At 35.1% G+C, this 14,687-nt stretch carries 14 protein-coding genes and 5 tRNA genes; 15 read left to right on the top strand and 4 right to left on the bottom strand.

Annotated features, from left to right (window positions below; all coding sequences use genetic code 11):
* The first annotated feature begins 2 nt into the window (after positions 1-2).
* Together metG and CRV04_RS03595 are read left to right on the top strand one after the other, a co-directional pair.
* Positions 3-1,967: a methionine--tRNA ligase gene (gene metG, locus CRV04_RS03600; protein ID WP_128995447.1), complete on the top strand. Its 1,965-nt coding sequence runs from the start codon at positions 3-5 to the stop codon at positions 1,965-1,967.
* A gap of 1 nt (position 1,968) precedes the next feature.
* Positions 1,969-2,958: a peptidoglycan synthetase gene (locus CRV04_RS03595; protein ID WP_128995446.1), complete on the top strand. Its 990-nt coding sequence runs from the start codon at positions 1,969-1,971 to the stop codon at positions 2,956-2,958.
* On the opposite strand, the gene CRV04_RS03590 is transcribed toward CRV04_RS03595, so the two are convergent.
* Complete coding sequence (locus CRV04_RS03590; RefSeq protein WP_128995445.1) at positions 2,955-3,611, bottom strand: S24 family peptidase; 657 nt, start codon at positions 3,609-3,611, stop codon at positions 2,955-2,957. The two genes, CRV04_RS03595 and CRV04_RS03590, sit on opposite strands and share 4 nt — an antisense overlap.
* A gap of 320 nt (positions 3,612-3,931) precedes the next feature.
* Here CRV04_RS03590 and CRV04_RS03585 point away from each other — a divergent pair, with 320 nt between their 5' ends.
* The 7 genes from CRV04_RS03585 to CRV04_RS03555 all read left to right on the top strand — a co-directional run bounded on the left by CRV04_RS03585 (position 3,932) and on the right by CRV04_RS03555 (position 12,168).
* Positions 3,932-4,180 carry an OadG family protein gene (locus CRV04_RS03585; protein ID WP_128995444.1) on the top strand — a complete coding sequence of 83 codons (249 nt, stop codon included), beginning with the start codon at positions 3,932-3,934 and terminating at the stop codon, positions 4,178-4,180.
* Positions 4,181-4,185: 5 nt separating this feature from the next.
* Positions 4,186-5,997 carry a biotin/lipoyl-containing protein gene (locus CRV04_RS03580; RefSeq protein WP_128995443.1) on the top strand — a complete coding sequence of 604 codons (1,812 nt, stop codon included), beginning with the start codon at positions 4,186-4,188 and terminating at the stop codon, positions 5,995-5,997.
* 36 nt (positions 5,998-6,033) lie between these two features.
* Positions 6,034-7,365: a sodium ion-translocating decarboxylase subunit beta gene (locus tag CRV04_RS03575; protein ID WP_128995442.1), complete on the top strand. Its 1,332-nt coding sequence runs from the start codon at positions 6,034-6,036 to the stop codon at positions 7,363-7,365.
* Between the two features lie 22 nt (positions 7,366-7,387).
* Positions 7,388-8,965 carry a phosphoenolpyruvate carboxykinase (ATP) gene (gene pckA, locus CRV04_RS03570; RefSeq protein WP_128995441.1) on the top strand — a complete coding sequence of 526 codons (1,578 nt, stop codon included), beginning with the start codon at positions 7,388-7,390 and terminating at the stop codon, positions 8,963-8,965.
* A 122-nt stretch (positions 8,966-9,087) separates the two neighbouring features.
* Positions 9,088-9,921 carry a phosphate/phosphite/phosphonate ABC transporter substrate-binding protein gene (locus CRV04_RS03565; protein ID WP_128995440.1) on the top strand — a complete coding sequence of 278 codons (834 nt, stop codon included), beginning with the start codon at positions 9,088-9,090 and terminating at the stop codon, positions 9,919-9,921.
* A complete protein-coding gene (locus CRV04_RS03560) occupies positions 9,918-11,348 on the top strand; it encodes a GGDEF domain-containing protein (RefSeq protein WP_128995438.1) in 1,431 nt (476 codons plus the stop codon). The genes CRV04_RS03565 and CRV04_RS03560 overlap by 4 nt, the downstream gene beginning before the upstream one ends.
* Before the next feature lie 4 nt (positions 11,349-11,352).
* The gene (locus CRV04_RS03555; protein WP_128995436.1) at positions 11,353-12,168 is read left to right on the top strand and encodes a phosphate/phosphite/phosphonate ABC transporter substrate-binding protein; all 816 of its coding nucleotides are present in this window, start codon (positions 11,353-11,355) and stop codon (positions 12,166-12,168) included.
* A gap of 2 nt (positions 12,169-12,170) precedes the next feature.
* Here the strand turns inward: CRV04_RS03555 and CRV04_RS03550 are convergent, their stop codons facing one another.
* Positions 12,171-13,202, bottom strand: coding sequence for a bifunctional 3,4-dihydroxy-2-butanone 4-phosphate synthase/GTP cyclohydrolase II (locus CRV04_RS03550; RefSeq protein ID WP_128995434.1), 1,032 nt, complete (start codon positions 13,200-13,202; stop codon positions 12,171-12,173).
* A 115-nt stretch (positions 13,203-13,317) separates the two neighbouring features.
* On the opposite strand from CRV04_RS03550, the gene CRV04_RS03545 reads away from it, so the two are divergent.
* From CRV04_RS03545 to CRV04_RS03525, 5 genes are all read left to right on the top strand, one after another.
* A tRNA-Gln gene (locus CRV04_RS03545) sits at positions 13,318-13,392 on the top strand.
* A 17-nt stretch (positions 13,393-13,409) separates the two neighbouring features.
* Positions 13,410-13,486: transfer RNA gene (locus tag CRV04_RS03540), tRNA-Met, on the top strand.
* 21 nt (positions 13,487-13,507) lie between these two features.
* Positions 13,508-13,584, top strand: a tRNA-Met gene (locus CRV04_RS03535).
* A gap of 45 nt (positions 13,585-13,629) precedes the next feature.
* A tRNA-Thr gene (locus tag CRV04_RS03530) sits at positions 13,630-13,706 on the top strand.
* Positions 13,707-13,716: 10 nt separating this feature from the next.
* Positions 13,717-13,793 (top strand) — tRNA-Met (locus CRV04_RS03525).
* 127 nt (positions 13,794-13,920) lie between these two features.
* Here the strand turns inward: CRV04_RS03525 and CRV04_RS03520 are convergent.
* Positions 13,921-14,112: a hypothetical protein gene (locus CRV04_RS03520; protein ID WP_128995432.1), complete on the bottom strand. Its 192-nt coding sequence runs from the start codon at positions 14,110-14,112 to the stop codon at positions 13,921-13,923.
* Positions 14,113-14,261: 149 nt separating this feature from the next.
* Here CRV04_RS03520 and CRV04_RS03515 point away from each other — a divergent pair, with 149 nt between their 5' ends.
* A complete protein-coding gene (locus tag CRV04_RS03515; RefSeq protein WP_128995430.1) occupies positions 14,262-14,462 on the top strand; it encodes a hypothetical protein in 201 nt (66 codons plus the stop codon).
* Here the strand turns inward: CRV04_RS03515 and CRV04_RS03510 are convergent.
* Positions 14,459-14,638: an entericidin EcnAB gene (locus CRV04_RS03510; RefSeq protein WP_128995428.1), complete on the bottom strand. Its 180-nt coding sequence runs from the start codon at positions 14,636-14,638 to the stop codon at positions 14,459-14,461. The two genes, CRV04_RS03515 and CRV04_RS03510, sit on opposite strands and share 4 nt — an antisense overlap.
* Between the last annotated feature and the right edge of the window lie 49 nt (positions 14,639-14,687).

Here is a 14,687-nt window from a genome sequence, read left to right as displayed (position 1 = left end):
CAATGGAAAATGCTTGCAAGAATGTCTATATAACTACTCCAATTTATTATGTGAATGATGTTGCTCATATTGGGCATGCGTATACAACCATCATTGCAGATATGTTAGCAAGATATTCAAGATTAACAGGTGCCAACACGTTTTTATTAACAGGAACGGATGAACACGGTCAAAAGATTGCTCAAAGTGCAGAAGCCAGAGGAAAAACTCCTAAAGAGTACGCAGATGAAGTCAGTGGGAAATTCAAAGCCCTGTGGGATGACTTTGATATCTCATATGATAAATTCATTCGAACAACAGATGAAGAGCATAAAACAGGTGTTCAAAAAGCGTTTGAAAAAATGTATGCCAAAGGGGATATCTATAAAGGAGATTACGAGGGATACTATTGCGTATCGTGTGAAACCTTCTTTACAGAAAAACAGCTCATTGATGGTGAATTCTGTCCTGATTGTGGAAAGCCTACTCATATTGTAAAAGAAGAGAGCTTTTTCTTTAAACTCTCAAAATATGAAGATGCTTTAATTAAATGGTATGAAGAGAATGAAGATTGTATTTTACCACGAGCTAAAAAAAATGAAATCATCAACTTTGTAAAAGGTGGACTTAAAGATTTATCCATCTCACGAACCTCTTTTGACTGGGGTGTAAAACTACCTGAATCGGTCAATGAACCAAAACATGTTATGTACGTGTGGTTGGATGCTTTGATGAACTATATCACTGCATTGGGATATGGAACAACAGAAGAGAACATGCACCGATGGCCTGCAAGCATTCATTTAGTAGGAAAAGATATTTTACGTTTCCACTCAATTTATTGGCCAGCGTTTTTAATGAGTTTGGATTTACCTTTGCCAAAACATATTGCAGCTCATGGTTGGTGGACACGAGATGGTGAAAAGATGTCAAAATCAAAAGGAAATGTCGTTAATCCAAAAGAAGTAGCAGATGCATATGGATTAGATGCATTTCGATACTTCATGTTAAGAGAGGTACCTTTTGGACAAGATGGAGACTTCTCACAAAAAGCTTTAATGGACAGAATCAACTCTGATTTAGGAAATGATTTAGGAAACCTTCTAAACAGAATCATGGGAATGAGTGGAAAATATTTTGATTTTAAAATCACATCAAAAGATGTGGCAAAATATCATCAAAAAGAGTTGGATGAAGTCAACGCCATTTTAGGTAATGTAGAAGAGTACATCTATAACATGCAACTCAACCGATACTTAGAAGAAATTTGGAAAGTGTTAACCATTGCGAACAAAGCCATTGGAGATTATGAACCTTGGGCAAAAATGAAAGAGGGTAAAGAGGATGAAGCAATGGCATTGGTAGCACTTATTACCAACATTGTTGCTAAAGTTGCTCTACTTTTAGATTCAGTCATGCCAGAAAAGATCAAAGAAGTAGCAAAATGTTTAGGTATTGCGATTGATACAACAAGTTATACCAACTTGATTGTCAATAAAAACTTAGTTCAATCAACAACCATCACAAAAATTGAACAACTCTTTCCACGAATTGAAGAGATGTTACTGCAACAAGCAGCACCAGCAGATGTAACGCAAAACCAAACAGAACTTGAAGCCAAAGAGAAAAAAACTCAAAAAGAAGAAAAAAAAGATGAAGACAACCTTATTACCATTGACAAGTTCTTTGAAACATCTTTAAAAATTGGAACGATTGTAGAGGCTGAAGAAGTACCTAAATCTAAAAAACTATTAAAGTTACAAGTTGATTTAGGTGAAGGGAAAAATCGACAAATCCTTGCAGGAATTAAAGAGTTCTATACTGCCCAAGAGTTAATAGGAACACAAGCATGTGTGGTTGCAAACCTAAAACCAGCTAAACTTATGGGAATGCTCAGTGAAGGAATGCTTCTAGCAGCCAAAGATGAAAATGGGTTAAACCTTATTCGACCTGAAAAACCAAAAACTATTGGTACAAAAATAAGCTAACGTGCAAATTTCATCACTTACAGACATTATACAAGGAGAGTTGCTCAACTCTCCTGCCATCACTTCTGTTTACAACATCAAAAGTCGTGCTCAAAAAGTAAGTGAAGGAGATCTTTTTTTTGCACTTTGCCCTGAAGACATTCCAACGGCACTTAAAAATGGTGCTTTTGCAATAGTGGTAGAGAACGACCACAAAGTATTGGACAATGAAGTTGCATGGATAAAAGTGGATGATTTAAACAAAGCCATTATTCGATACATACGTTATGTTCTGAGTCAATTTGAACTACAAGCATTTTACAGTAATCAAATCAGTTATGAAATGCTCAAACTCTTTAAAACATCACACCATAATCATATCAAGTTTATTTCAAACAATGTTTCACAAAACATTAAACTTTTAAATATACTTGAAAATCATGACACTCTATTTTGTATGGACCAAACACTCTTAGATGCCATTTATCCTAAAAATGAAAATTTCAATGACAGAAACTTTGTGATTAATAACCTTATTGAACACTCACTGTTTGAGACATCATTCAGTTATCTGAATGACTTCTTTTCAAAATTAAGAATCTCAAGCCTTTATCTCAATGAATTTTTAAAGGTCTACTACTTTTTTAATAAAAGTGTAGATTTAAATCGACTCAAAAAATTTGAACTCTTTAAACCTATTTTTATTGATAAATATTTTAATATGACAGAGTATGGACGAAGTGATAAATTCATCTTAGTTCAAGAAGATGAATCACAACTGCATAAAGAGATATATTATATAAAAGAGAAGTATAAGTATGCAAAAACCATTCTTATTTCAAAAGAAGAAATGACCATTGATGGCATTACAAATTTTGTTGTACAAGAACTTGATGAGATTTATAAAACACTGCAATACAACAGTTTCAACGCAGCTTATATTGTAGGGTTTCAAAAAAAGCATGTAGAGTTGCTTTTTTCAAATAACAACTCCACACAACCGCTTCTTTAATAAACACTTCCAAACGAACCAATCACTTTTCCTAATATTTGTATCTCATTGGTTGCAACTACTTGTTTTGGGTACTCACTGTTATCTGAAATAATATCAAGCTTTCCATCTATTCTTCTTTGTATTCGTTTTACAAACAGACCATGAACTGTCGTAAAGGCATAAATACCCTCTTTTGAGAAATCTTTTTTGGTCGAATCTAAAAAGATAATATTATCTGAATTCAGTGTGGGTTCCATAGAGTCCCCTACTACATTAATCGCTTCAATATTCTTAAGATTTTTTTCACCACCTAGCATGGCTGTAAAATAAGCTGGCACCTCTAAAGGTTCATAACTGTCTTCATCTTCATAGGCTCCTCCTCCCGCACTGACATTCACACTTGGATAGTACTTAATCCAGTACTTATCCGTTGAATCAAGCAATGAATTTGGATTTTGATTATACAGTAACCAGTTAATAGAGATTTTTTTCAATGCGCAGAAGTCTAAAACATTGGAAAACGGTATTTTACTTCTGTTTTTCATGGTCGCAAAATTGACTTGGGAAAGACCAAGTGCTTCAGCCACATCTTTATCAAAAACTTTTCCTTTTTTTCCATCTGTACTTAAAACATCTTTTAATCGCTCAATAATTTCACTTACAACTAACATAAAAACTCCTTTAAATAATTATATTACATTTTGCAATATTTTTCAAGTACTTTTAAATTTTTTATTAAAATTTGTCATATTATTTCCAAAAGGATAACAAATGAGCGCAAAAATTATAAAAATGAACAACTATTTTATGTCAATGGTTTATAAAATAGACAACATGATTTACAGAATTGGGGACAAGATTTTTTAACTTTTTGCAACAATTTCAAAAGTTTCAAAATTTCACTCAATAATACCTTTTATATCAATTTTACTAAAGGTTACTTTTATTAAAATGCTTCCTACAAATTACAGTGGTAACCACGGAGAGTAATATGGAAGTAAATTTAGTCGTCGAGGCTTTAAAGTTTATGATGTTGGGAATGGGCGTCGTCTTTGCCTTTCTTATCATCATGATTTACGCGTTAAAGGCACAAGCAGTGCTGATTAACAAGTTTTTCCCTGTCAAAGAGAAACAACCCCCTAAAAAGGTGCAACCTCAAACTCACGCATCTGATGAAACTGCAAAAAAAGTAGCTGCTATCGCCGCAGTTATTCAACATCACAACAATCTAAAAGGTTAATGTAAATGTCAAAGAAATATATTGATGTAATGGATACCACCTTCCGAGATGGATTTCAATCTGTTTTTGGTGGTAGAGTACTTATGGATGATTTCTTTCCAGCTGTTGAAGCTGCAAAAGAAGCAGGTATCACTCACTTCGAATTTGGAGGTGGAGCACGTTTCCAATCACTTTTCTTCTATTTAAGAGAAAATGCATTTGAAATGATGGATCGATTCAGAGAAATCGTTGGACCTGAAGCTAATCTTCAAACATTAGCCAGAGGAATTAACACTGTAATGTTGGATACGGGTTCAAGAGAACTTGTAGACATGCATGCAAAAATGTTTGCAAAACATGGTGTGACAACTATTCGAAACTTTGATGCACTCAATGATGTACAAAATTTAGAGTACAGTGCTGAGTGTATTAAAAAGTATGGTTTAAACCATGAAGTGGTAGTAACACTTATGGATCTACCTCCAGGATGTGAAGGAGCACACGATGTTCCTTTCTATGAGCAAACTTTACGTCAAATTTTAGACAGTGGTGTACCTTTTGATTCACTCTGTTTTAAAGATGCGTCAGGTACATCTTCTCCTCAAAAAGTATATGAGACCATTCAAATGGCTCGAAAACTTGTGGGTGAAGATATGCATATCAGACTGCACACACATGAAACAGCAGGTGTTTCTGTGGCGTGTTATTTAGCTGCTTTAGAAGCAGGTGCAGATGGTATTGACCTAGCTGCAAGTCCTGTATCTGGAGGAACATCACAACCAGATATTTTAACAATGTTGCATGCTGTAAAAGGTAAAAACTACGACTTAGGTGGTTTAGACATTGAAAAAGTATTGAAGTATGAAGAAGTTTTAAGAGACCAATTAAAAGACTACTTTATGCCACCTGAGGCAACTCAAGTTTCACCTCTTATCCCATTCTCACCTATGCCAGGTGGTGCGTTGACTGCAAACACGCAAATGATGAGAGACAACAACACTTTACATAAATTTCCAGAAGTAATCAAAGCAATGAGAGAAGTGGTTGAGAGAGGTGGTTTTGGTACCTCTGTAACTCCTGTATCTCAATTCTATTGGCAACAAGCATATGCAAACGTTATGTTTGGTCCATGGAAACAAATTGCACCAGGTTATGGGAAAATGGTACTTGGATATTTTGGTAAAACTCCCGTTGAGCCAGATCCAGAAATCGTAAAACTTGCAAGTGAAAAACTTAAACTTGAACCTACTAAAGAGAACCCTCTTGACATTGCTGACAGAGATGAAAGAAAAACAATGGCATTCTGGGAAAACAGACTTAAAGAAGAAGGTATTGAGGCAACTGAAGAGAACATCTTTATTGCAGCAGCTTGTGATGAAAAAGGGATTACCTTCTTAAAAGGGGATGGACCTTTAAATGTAAGAAAAGTGGATGAAGCTGATTTGGTATGTGAAGATAACAAAGATTGTAAATTAGGAGAAGATAAAGCTATGAGTAATGCTACTGGAAACTACACTGTAGTCGTTGATGGACAAAAATTTAACGTAACTGTTGCTGAAGGAAATGCGGATATTCAAGTAACACCTGCTGCAAGTACTGCACCAGCTGCTGCACCAAGTGCTGGAGGAGCAGAAGTTCCTGCAACGGTTGCTGGAAACGTATGGAAACTGTTAGTTAAAGTGGGAGACACTGTTGAAAAAGGTCAAGTTGTTGCTATTTTAGAAGCGATGAAAATGGAAATTGATGTTGAAGCACCTGTTGCTGGTAAAATTGCATCAATCACCGTTTCAGCAAATGAAGCAGTTGAAGAAGGTCAAACAATAGCTACAATTAGCTAATAACTTGTAAATTCATTACAGTTTGGAGAGAATTTTATGAATAAAAAAGTAATACTATCAGTGCTATTGGTCTTCTTTGCTCTGTTTACTACGAATGTTTTTGCCAGTGACGCAGCTGCAACTGCGCATGAAGCAGAAACTGAAGTAGTACATGAGTACAAGCCTAAATCAATCACACAGTTGATGTCATCATTTTATGAAACCACTGGGATTAACGCCATTTTAAATCCAAGTGATGATGTAATGACATCAGAACCAAATCCAGAGCATGCACGGCCAATGACAACATTTGAACAAACTTGGGGACGGGTCATTATGATCATTATTGTGTTTGTTCTTTTTTATCTTGCCATTGCAAAAGGGTTTGAACCTTTATTATTATTACCAATCGCATTTGGTGGTTTATTAGCAAACATTCCATTAGCACACATGGGTGGAGAACATGGAATGTTGGGGATCATTTATAACATGGGAATTGCAAACGAGTTCTTCCCACTGCTTATTTTTATGGGTGTTGGAGCTATGACGGACTTTACCCCACTTTTAGCCAATCCAAAAGCTGCCATATTAGGTGGAGCTGCACAGTTTGGTATCTTTGGATCACTTGTAGGTGCCGTTGCACTTGGATTTGACTTGCAAACTGCATCTGCAATTTCAATCATTGGTGGGGCTGATGGACCAACATCAATCTTTATTGCAAACAGACTTGCACCAGAGATGCTTGGAGCTATTGCCGTTGCTGCGTATTCATATATGGCGTTGGTACCTGTAATTCAACCACCGATTATGAAAGCTTTAACAACAGAAGCTGAACGAAAAATCAAAATGGGAAAACTCAGAAAGGTACACAAGTTAGAGAACCTTTTCTTGCCTATTTTGATTTTAATGTTAGCCATCATGTTCTTACCTGAGTCAACACCACTGATTGGTGCATTTGCATTTGGAAATTTCTTAAAACAATCAGGAGTTGTTGAGAGACTTTCTGATACAATGCAAAATTCATTAATCAACATCGTTACAATCTTCCTAGGTTTAGGGGTTGGTTCGAAGTTGGCTGCAGATAAATTCCTTGTTTTAGAAACATTAGGAATTATGGTTATTGGATTAATTGCTTTTGCTGCTGGGACAGCTGCAGGAGTTATTATGGCTAAAATTATGAACAAATTCTCTTCAGAAGAGAACAAAGTGAATCCACTCATTGGAGCTGCTGGTGTATCAGCTGTACCAATGGCGGCGCGAGTTGTGAGTAAAGTTGGTCAAGAATATGATCGATCAAATGTATTATTAATGCATGCGATGGGTCCAAATGTTGCCGGAGTAATTGGTTCAGCCGTTGCCGCCGGTGTACTTTTATCAATTTTTAAATAAATAATAAATAGGAAATATACATATGTCTGATATTAAAGACGCTCTTGGTTTAGAAAACGTAGGAACAGTTTATAGAAACTTAGATATTGACACCTTAAGGGAACATGCCATTAAAAATGAAGGGGCGAAGCTCTCTTCAAGTGGCGCATTGATGATTGACACAGGAATCTTCACGGGGAGAAGTCCTAAAGATAAATTTTTCGTAAACCAAGACCCTTCAAATAAACACATCTCTTGGGGTGATGTTAACCGAGCAGTTGATGCAAAGGTCTATGACGACTTAGAAGCCACTGCAAAAAAACAACTCAGCAATAAAGATTTATATGTCACAGATGTATACTGTGGTGCAAGTTTAGACTCAAGACGTTCAGTTCGATTTATTACAGAAGTTGCATGGCAAGCAAACTTTATTCAAAATATGTTTATTGTTCCTTCAAAAGAGGAATTAGAGAACTTTGAACCTCAATTTACAGTTTACAATGCATGTAAAACAGTCGATATGTCTTATGTGAGTCATGGACTGCACTCTGAAGTTTTCGTGGTATTTAATGTAGAGAAAAACACTTCAATCATTGGTGGTACGTGGTATGCTGGTGAGATGAAAAAAGGAATTTTTTCTATGATGAACTACTGGCTTCCTTTAGAAGGAAAACTCTCTATGCACTGTTCAGCTAATATTGGAAAAGATGGGGATACTGCCTTATTCTTTGGACTTTCAGGAACAGGTAAAACAACCCTTTCAACCGATCCAAACCGAGCATTAATTGGAGATGATGAACATGGGTGGGATGATAATGGTATTTTCAACTTCGAAGGGGGTTGTTATGCAAAAGTTATTAACCTTGATAAATCAAGTGAACCAGAGATTTTTGGTGCCATTAAAAAAGGTGCCATTTTAGAAAACGTTATTGCCGATGAAAATGGAAACGTTGACTTCACAGATGGTTCTAAAACTGAAAACACTCGTGTCTCATACCCAATTGACCACATTGAAAACCATACACCTGATATGATGGGGAATCACCCTAAAAATATCATCTTCTTAAGTGCCGATGCTTTTGGTGTTTTACCTCCTGTATCGAAACTCTCAAAAGAGCAAGCAATGTACTACTTCTTAAGTGGTTATACTGCAAAAGTTGCAGGAACTGAGCGAGGTATTACTGAGCCTGTTGCAACATTCAGTTCTTGTTTTGGAGAAGCATTCTTACCACTTCACCCAACCATTTATGCTGATTTACTGGGGCAAAAGATTGACAAACACAATGTTAATGTATTCTTAGTAAACACGGGATGGACTGGTGGAGCATACGGTGTTGGTAGCAGAATGAGTATTAAAAATACACGAGCTTGTATCAATGCTATTTTAGATGGTTCTATCAATGATTCTGAGTTTGAAACACTGCCATACTTCAACCTTGCGATGCCAAAAACATTATCAGGTGTTGACACTGCTGTATTAAACCCTAGAAATACATGGGAAAATAAAGCAGAGTATGATGAAAATGCTAAGAAACTTGCAGCAATGTATATTGAAAACTTCAAAAAATATCTTACATTAGAGAGTGAATTTGATTTCACTGCAGCTGGACCTCAGTTGTAATTGAACGTTTCTTATTTATTAAAAAGGGAGAACAGATATCCTGTTCTCCCTTTTTTTGTATTTATTTTCTGAATGAATACTCATATGATAATAGTTTTAGTTATTATATTATAAAATAGAATATGAACAAAACTTTATTAATACTTTTTTTAAGCACACTGCTCAATGCTCAACACTTTACTTTTGGATTATATCCATCCAATACACCTGAAAAGATATTCAAGGCCTTTTTACCTTTTACGCACTATTTAACACAAACTACTGGTGATACGTATGAGTTGATAATCACACGCGATTATAGAGAATTGGCTCAAAGATTAGACAACAAAACCATTGATTTTGCATGGTTAGGGTCTAAAAACTACATTGACATCAAACAAAATGTCAAAGACCTACAATACATCACAACCTATATGGAAGAAGAGAAATTTACACATCAAATCACCCCTTACTATAGAGCGTTTATTGTTACACTTAAAAAAAATAATCTGTATACACTCAAAATGCTTAAAAACCGACGTTTTGCTTTCACAGACAGACTTTCTACTTCGGGTTATGCTTACCCCAATAAAATTTTAAAAGACAACCACATCAACTATCAAAACTATTTCTCTAAATATTTCTTTTTAAAAAAACATGATCGCGTGATTGAAGCTTTGGTCAATGACTCTATTGATGCAGGTGCGATTTCAGATGGAACTTATTATGCTGCCGTTGAAAAGTATGGTGACATCTTTCATATTATAAAACAATCCGATAAAATACCATTGGATGTAATCGTAGGGTCATCAACCATAGATACAATACACATAAAGAAACTGGCGGATATTCTTAATACCATTGATGTGAACTCAACTGCACTTAAAGGAATAAAAGAGCACTTGGGTTGGAATGCAGCTGGATTTAATGCTCACAATAAAGAGCTTTATGATGTATTACAAAAAGCACTCGAATGAAACGTAACCTCTACTATAAAATATTTTTTGTTGCACTCATACCCATTCTTCTTATCTCCATCATTAATTTTTCACAAATTGAATACTTTACACAAAAACAACTACAAACCATTGAGAACACCAATGCCATTCAAAGAGTGATGATAGAAAACAGACTCAAAAAAACACTTACTCTTATCCAACGCGATTTGGATATATTAACCAATGCATATGAAGTGGTTGAAGCCGTTAAATATAATGACAATGATGTTCTGAGCATCTGGGGAAAAAAATTTTTAAGTACCAACGATAAAATCATCTTCACCGATATTCATGGTGTCATCATTTCAAGAGCGCATGATGAATTTAAATTTGGAGACACTCTTAAACCAGAGTTTTTAAATGCACTGCAAAATAATCAATACTACAGCTCTTTAAAGAGCATTGATGATACACAACTTGCACTGCTTGAAGCAAAACCCATAAAACAGTATGGAGAATTAGTTGTTGGTTACATTATTATTGCTAAACACCTTGATGCTGCATTTATCAATGAAATTACAAAAGGAACCAACTATACTATTACCACTTCAAATAAAGAAACTCTTTTCTCCATTCATTTAAATAACATCACATACAATGAAGGTACTCTTGGATTTGAACTTATTAATAACACTCAAGAAAAAGATTTAGAGAGTGTCAAAAACAACATTCTATTTTATACCCTGCTTTTAATCTCTGTATTGATTATCTCTTTATATCAAGTGATAAAAAAACACTTGATTGCCTACAGTGACTTCGCCCAAATCGTTGAACACTTTACAGATGATAAAATCACCTTAAAAGAGTTGATTAAACAAAGTGACTCTTTCACAAAAAAACATCGAAAACATGAAATTTCCGCTATCTCAAATACCGTACATACGATGGCCAAACAGATTGATAAAACCCAATCCAACTTAGAGCTACTTTCACAAACAGATGCTTTAACCAATATTTCTAATCGAAGAAAACTCAATAATATTCTCAATGACTTAACACGACAAGCGCTCAGATACCACACGCATTTTTCTATTATGATTATTGATATTGACCATTTTAAAAATATCAATGATGAATTTGGTCATCAAGCAGGCGATGAAGTCTTAAAAAAATTGGCCAATAAACTCTCTTCTCATATCCGAGAAAGTGACTATTTTGGACGATATGGAGGTGAAGAATTTGTCATCATCTGTCCAAACTCAACTTCAGTTGAGACCATTCTTTTAGCTGAAAAACTTCGTGCAAGTACTCAAAACACAGAGTTTTGTAATAATATAAAAGTTACTATCAGTATTGGAGTTGCTGAGTTCAATGAGCACTCCCTCAGTCTTGAAGAGTTAATACGACAAGCCGATAAAAACCTGTACAAAGCAAAACGTATGGGTCGAAACCAAGTCATAGGATAAATCCATGTTAAAATCTATTCTTTTCCTTCTTCTTTTTTCAATCACACTTTTTTCTAAAACACTCATTTTTGGAGTTGTACCCTACATGAACAAAACAGAACTTTTTAAAATATATACTCCTTTAACCAACTACTTATCAAAAGAGCTTAATTGCGATATAAAAATTCATATTGCCAAAGATTATGACAACCTCTATTTTTTAATCAAAGAGAATCAAGTCGACTTTGCCATATTAGGACCTTTTTTATACGTACAAACAAAACAAAGACTTAACAACATTGAATATTTAGCTACTGCCACACGAAACATTCGTGGGCAAAATTATTGGTCGTATAAGAGTCATATCATCACACTTGAAAAAAGCAGTATTGAAAGCATAAAAAATTTAAAAGGAAAATCCTTTGCTTTTACGGATAAAAACTCCACTTCAGGTTTTCTTTATCCCATTTCTATGCTTAAACAAGAGGGCATCAACTACAAAACAGATTTTGAAAAAGTCTATTATCTTAAAAAGCATGATCGTGTAATAGATGCCCTTCTAAAAGGCTCCATTGACGCTGGTGCAGCCTATGATAAAGCCATCTTTAAAGCCATACAAGAACACCCTATGACCATTCGCATTTTAAAACGCAGTAAACCCATTCCCAATGATTCTTATCTTGCAACAACAAGATTAAATAAAGAGGAGATTCAAAAGCTCAGAAAAGCATTGTTAGCATATAAAAACAATCAACCAGGAATGGAGTTATCTGGTTTTGTGTATTTAAAAGAGTCAGAGTATGACTCTGTAAAAGAGGTGAGTTCTACTTTACAAAAGTAAAACTAACCCTCGATTTGAATCTCTTCAAGGATTTCCAAACCAAAACCTTGAAGTCCTACAAACGAATGTTTCCCACCACTTGTCAACAGCTTAATTCGTTTGATTTTAAGCGCATTTAGAATTTGTGCACCAATCCCATAATCCTTTTGTGTCTCATTGTGTTTCATTGATTCATTTAAAAAGATTAAAATCCCCCCTTTTGCTTGCATAAAATTGATTGTTTTAAGCATTGATTGCAGTTTATCGTCATTTAAAAACAGATTTATATCAGGGATAATCGTATGAAACTTCACGTGTGTTGTCTCAGTTGTATCAGGAAATACAATGGCGGTATGAATGTTATTTAAATGATCTTTATACTCTTTTTTTACAACCGGCGTATTAAAAAATATATACGATTCTGAATTGATCTCTTCAACAAGTGTTTCATGTGAGAGTCGGTACTCCACCAAATCCGAGATGAAAATCTGTTTTAAATCATGTTTTTGGGCAAAAATATCCAAGTCATCGCGTCTTGCCATACTTCCATCTTCTTTCATGATTTCACAAATAACTGCTTCACCATTCAGCCCTGCTAATTTACAAAGATCCAATGATCCTTCAGTGTGTCCTGTTCGAACTAGAACGCCGCCATCTTTTGCAATCAAAGGAAAGATATGTCCTGGTTTGACTAACTCTTCTGCTTTTGATACAGGGTTTGCTAAAATTTTAATGGTATCATCTCTCTCCCCTGCACTGATACCAGTAGCAGCACTTGCAGCATCAACAGATACTGTAAAAGCTGTCTCATATGAAGATGTGTTAGCTGCCACCATAGGATACAACTCTAACTTTTTTGCAGTTTCTGATGTCACCGATACACAAATTAAACCTTTGGCGTGTGTTGCCATAAAATTTACTTTTTCTGGAGTACTTAATGCAGCTGCGTAAACTAGGTCACCCTCATTTTCTCTGTCTTCATCATCAAGCATGATGACCATGTTTCCTTTTCTGATCTCTTCAATTGCTTCTTTTACTCGTTCTATCGCTGTCATATTTACTCTTTCCACATTTTTTTTGAACCATAATTATAGCAAAAATTTTAAAATTTTTTCTAAAAAGCCTTGACAATAAAATAATTTTTAACTATAATTTCGGCACTTAAACATTTGGGGTATCGCCAAGTGGTAAGGCAACGGTTTTTGGTACCGTCATTCGCAGGTTCGAATCCTGCTATCCCATCCACTTAATGGTTTACATAACGCGGAATAGAGCAGTCCGGTAGCTCGTCGGGCTCATAACCCGAAGGTCATAGGTTCAAATCCTATTTCCGCAACCAATTTACGAATGTGTGTCTTATGTCAAGGTAGCTCAGCTGGCTAGAGCGCTGGTCTCATAAGCCGGAGGTCGAGAGTTCAAGTCTCTCTCTTGACACCATTCGAATGCACATAAATCACTTATGTAACTCATTTGTTTATTGGCGCTGGTGTAGCTCAGTTGGCTAGAGCAGCTGATTTGTAATCAGCAGGTCGGGGGTTCAACTCCCTTCACCAGCTCCACTTCTTAAACCGCGGAATAGAGCAGTCCGGTAGCTCGTCGGGCTCATAACCCGAAGGTCATAGGTTCAAATCCTATTTCCGCAACCAAAAAAATAACGAAAAATGGCACGAGATTTCAAGCAACAATCAAACTAAAAAGCTTTTTCTCCTAAAACATACACGAACCATCTTGATACATATATTTGAATATTTTATTACGTGCCATTTTTTTAATCTATGCCGTTTGTATACAACTCTTTAGTCTTGCATCCTCATTCATATAACGAATCATATACTCTTTATCCTCTTCAGGAATAACATCTGATTCATTCACAATTTTTTTGATGATTTCTTGATGAAGCGTCTCTTTATAGTGTGACTCTTTGAGCTTTCTTATAAAGTCAAATATGTTTTTATAAGTCGTCATAACACCCCTTCTATGCAATTTAATAATTGTAACATATGCTTGTCACAAAATAGAGATATTATTAAAAATATAACTTATAAAAATAACAAAAATACAGTTCCGTTTTATCTTCTTTTCATTATAATACAGCTTTTAAAATAAGGAACATTATGACAGCTGAAGAGATAGAGATATTTAAAAAAGCCATTGAGGATACCATCTTACCCTATGTTATCAATATGAATGAGAAACAGATGTGTGATATTATTTATAATACCCCTGATATTCCTGACGATTTTAAAAATATGCTGGTTGAACAACTCTTTATTGCCAAAGAGAAGTATCTCAAACAGCAGAACAAAAAAGTTTAGTCTGCTGTTGCGTCATGCACGGCTTCTTTAGTTGAATCCCATGCTTCTTGTGTTTTCTCTTTTGTAGTTTCCCAGTTTTGAGAAGTATCTTCTTTCACACCTTCCCATGTTTTACTGCATCCCAAAACAAATACTGATAGAAAAACAATTAAAAAAAGTTGCATTAAATTTCGCATTATCATACTCCTTAAACAAATTGAAATAATTGTATAAAAAAATGACATA

Source organism: Candidatus Marinarcus aquaticus (assembly GCF_004116335.1).
Lineage (GTDB): Bacteria > Campylobacterota > Campylobacteria > Campylobacterales > Arcobacteraceae > Marinarcus > Marinarcus aquaticus.
Note: the sequence above shows the minus strand (reverse complement) of the source record. Positions and strands in the feature narration are given on the sequence as shown.

Coding starts and splice junctions, on each gene's coding strand:
- CRV04_RS03575 (WP_128995442.1), top strand. CDS start 6,034: ATGAATAAAAAAGTAATACTATCAGTGCTATTGGTCTTCTTTGCTCTG.
- CRV04_RS03580 (WP_128995443.1), top strand. CDS start 4,186: ATGTCAAAGAAATATATTGATGTAATGGATACCACCTTCCGAGATGGA.
- CRV04_RS03555 (WP_128995436.1), top strand. CDS start 11,353: ATGTTAAAATCTATTCTTTTCCTTCTTCTTTTTTCAATCACACTTTTT.
- CRV04_RS03560 (WP_128995438.1), top strand. CDS start 9,918: ATGAAACGTAACCTCTACTATAAAATATTTTTTGTTGCACTCATACCC.
- CRV04_RS03585 (WP_128995444.1), top strand. CDS start 3,932: ATGGAAGTAAATTTAGTCGTCGAGGCTTTAAAGTTTATGATGTTGGGA.
- metG (WP_128995447.1), top strand. CDS start 3: ATGGAAAATGCTTGCAAGAATGTCTATATAACTACTCCAATTTATTAT.
- pckA (WP_128995441.1), top strand. CDS start 7,388: ATGTCTGATATTAAAGACGCTCTTGGTTTAGAAAACGTAGGAACAGTT.
- CRV04_RS03550 (WP_128995434.1), bottom strand. CDS start 13,202: ATGACAGCGATAGAACGAGTAAAAGAAGCAATTGAAGAGATCAGAAAA.
- CRV04_RS03515 (WP_128995430.1), top strand. CDS start 14,262: ATGACAGCTGAAGAGATAGAGATATTTAAAAAAGCCATTGAGGATACC.
- CRV04_RS03565 (WP_128995440.1), top strand. CDS start 9,088: ATGAACAAAACTTTATTAATACTTTTTTTAAGCACACTGCTCAATGCT.
- CRV04_RS03520 (WP_128995432.1), bottom strand. CDS start 14,112: ATGACGACTTATAAAAACATATTTGACTTTATAAGAAAGCTCAAAGAG.
- CRV04_RS03510 (WP_128995428.1), bottom strand. CDS start 14,638: ATGCGAAATTTAATGCAACTTTTTTTAATTGTTTTTCTATCAGTATTT.
- CRV04_RS03590 (WP_128995445.1), bottom strand. CDS start 3,611: ATGTTAGTTGTAAGTGAAATTATTGAGCGATTAAAAGATGTTTTAAGT.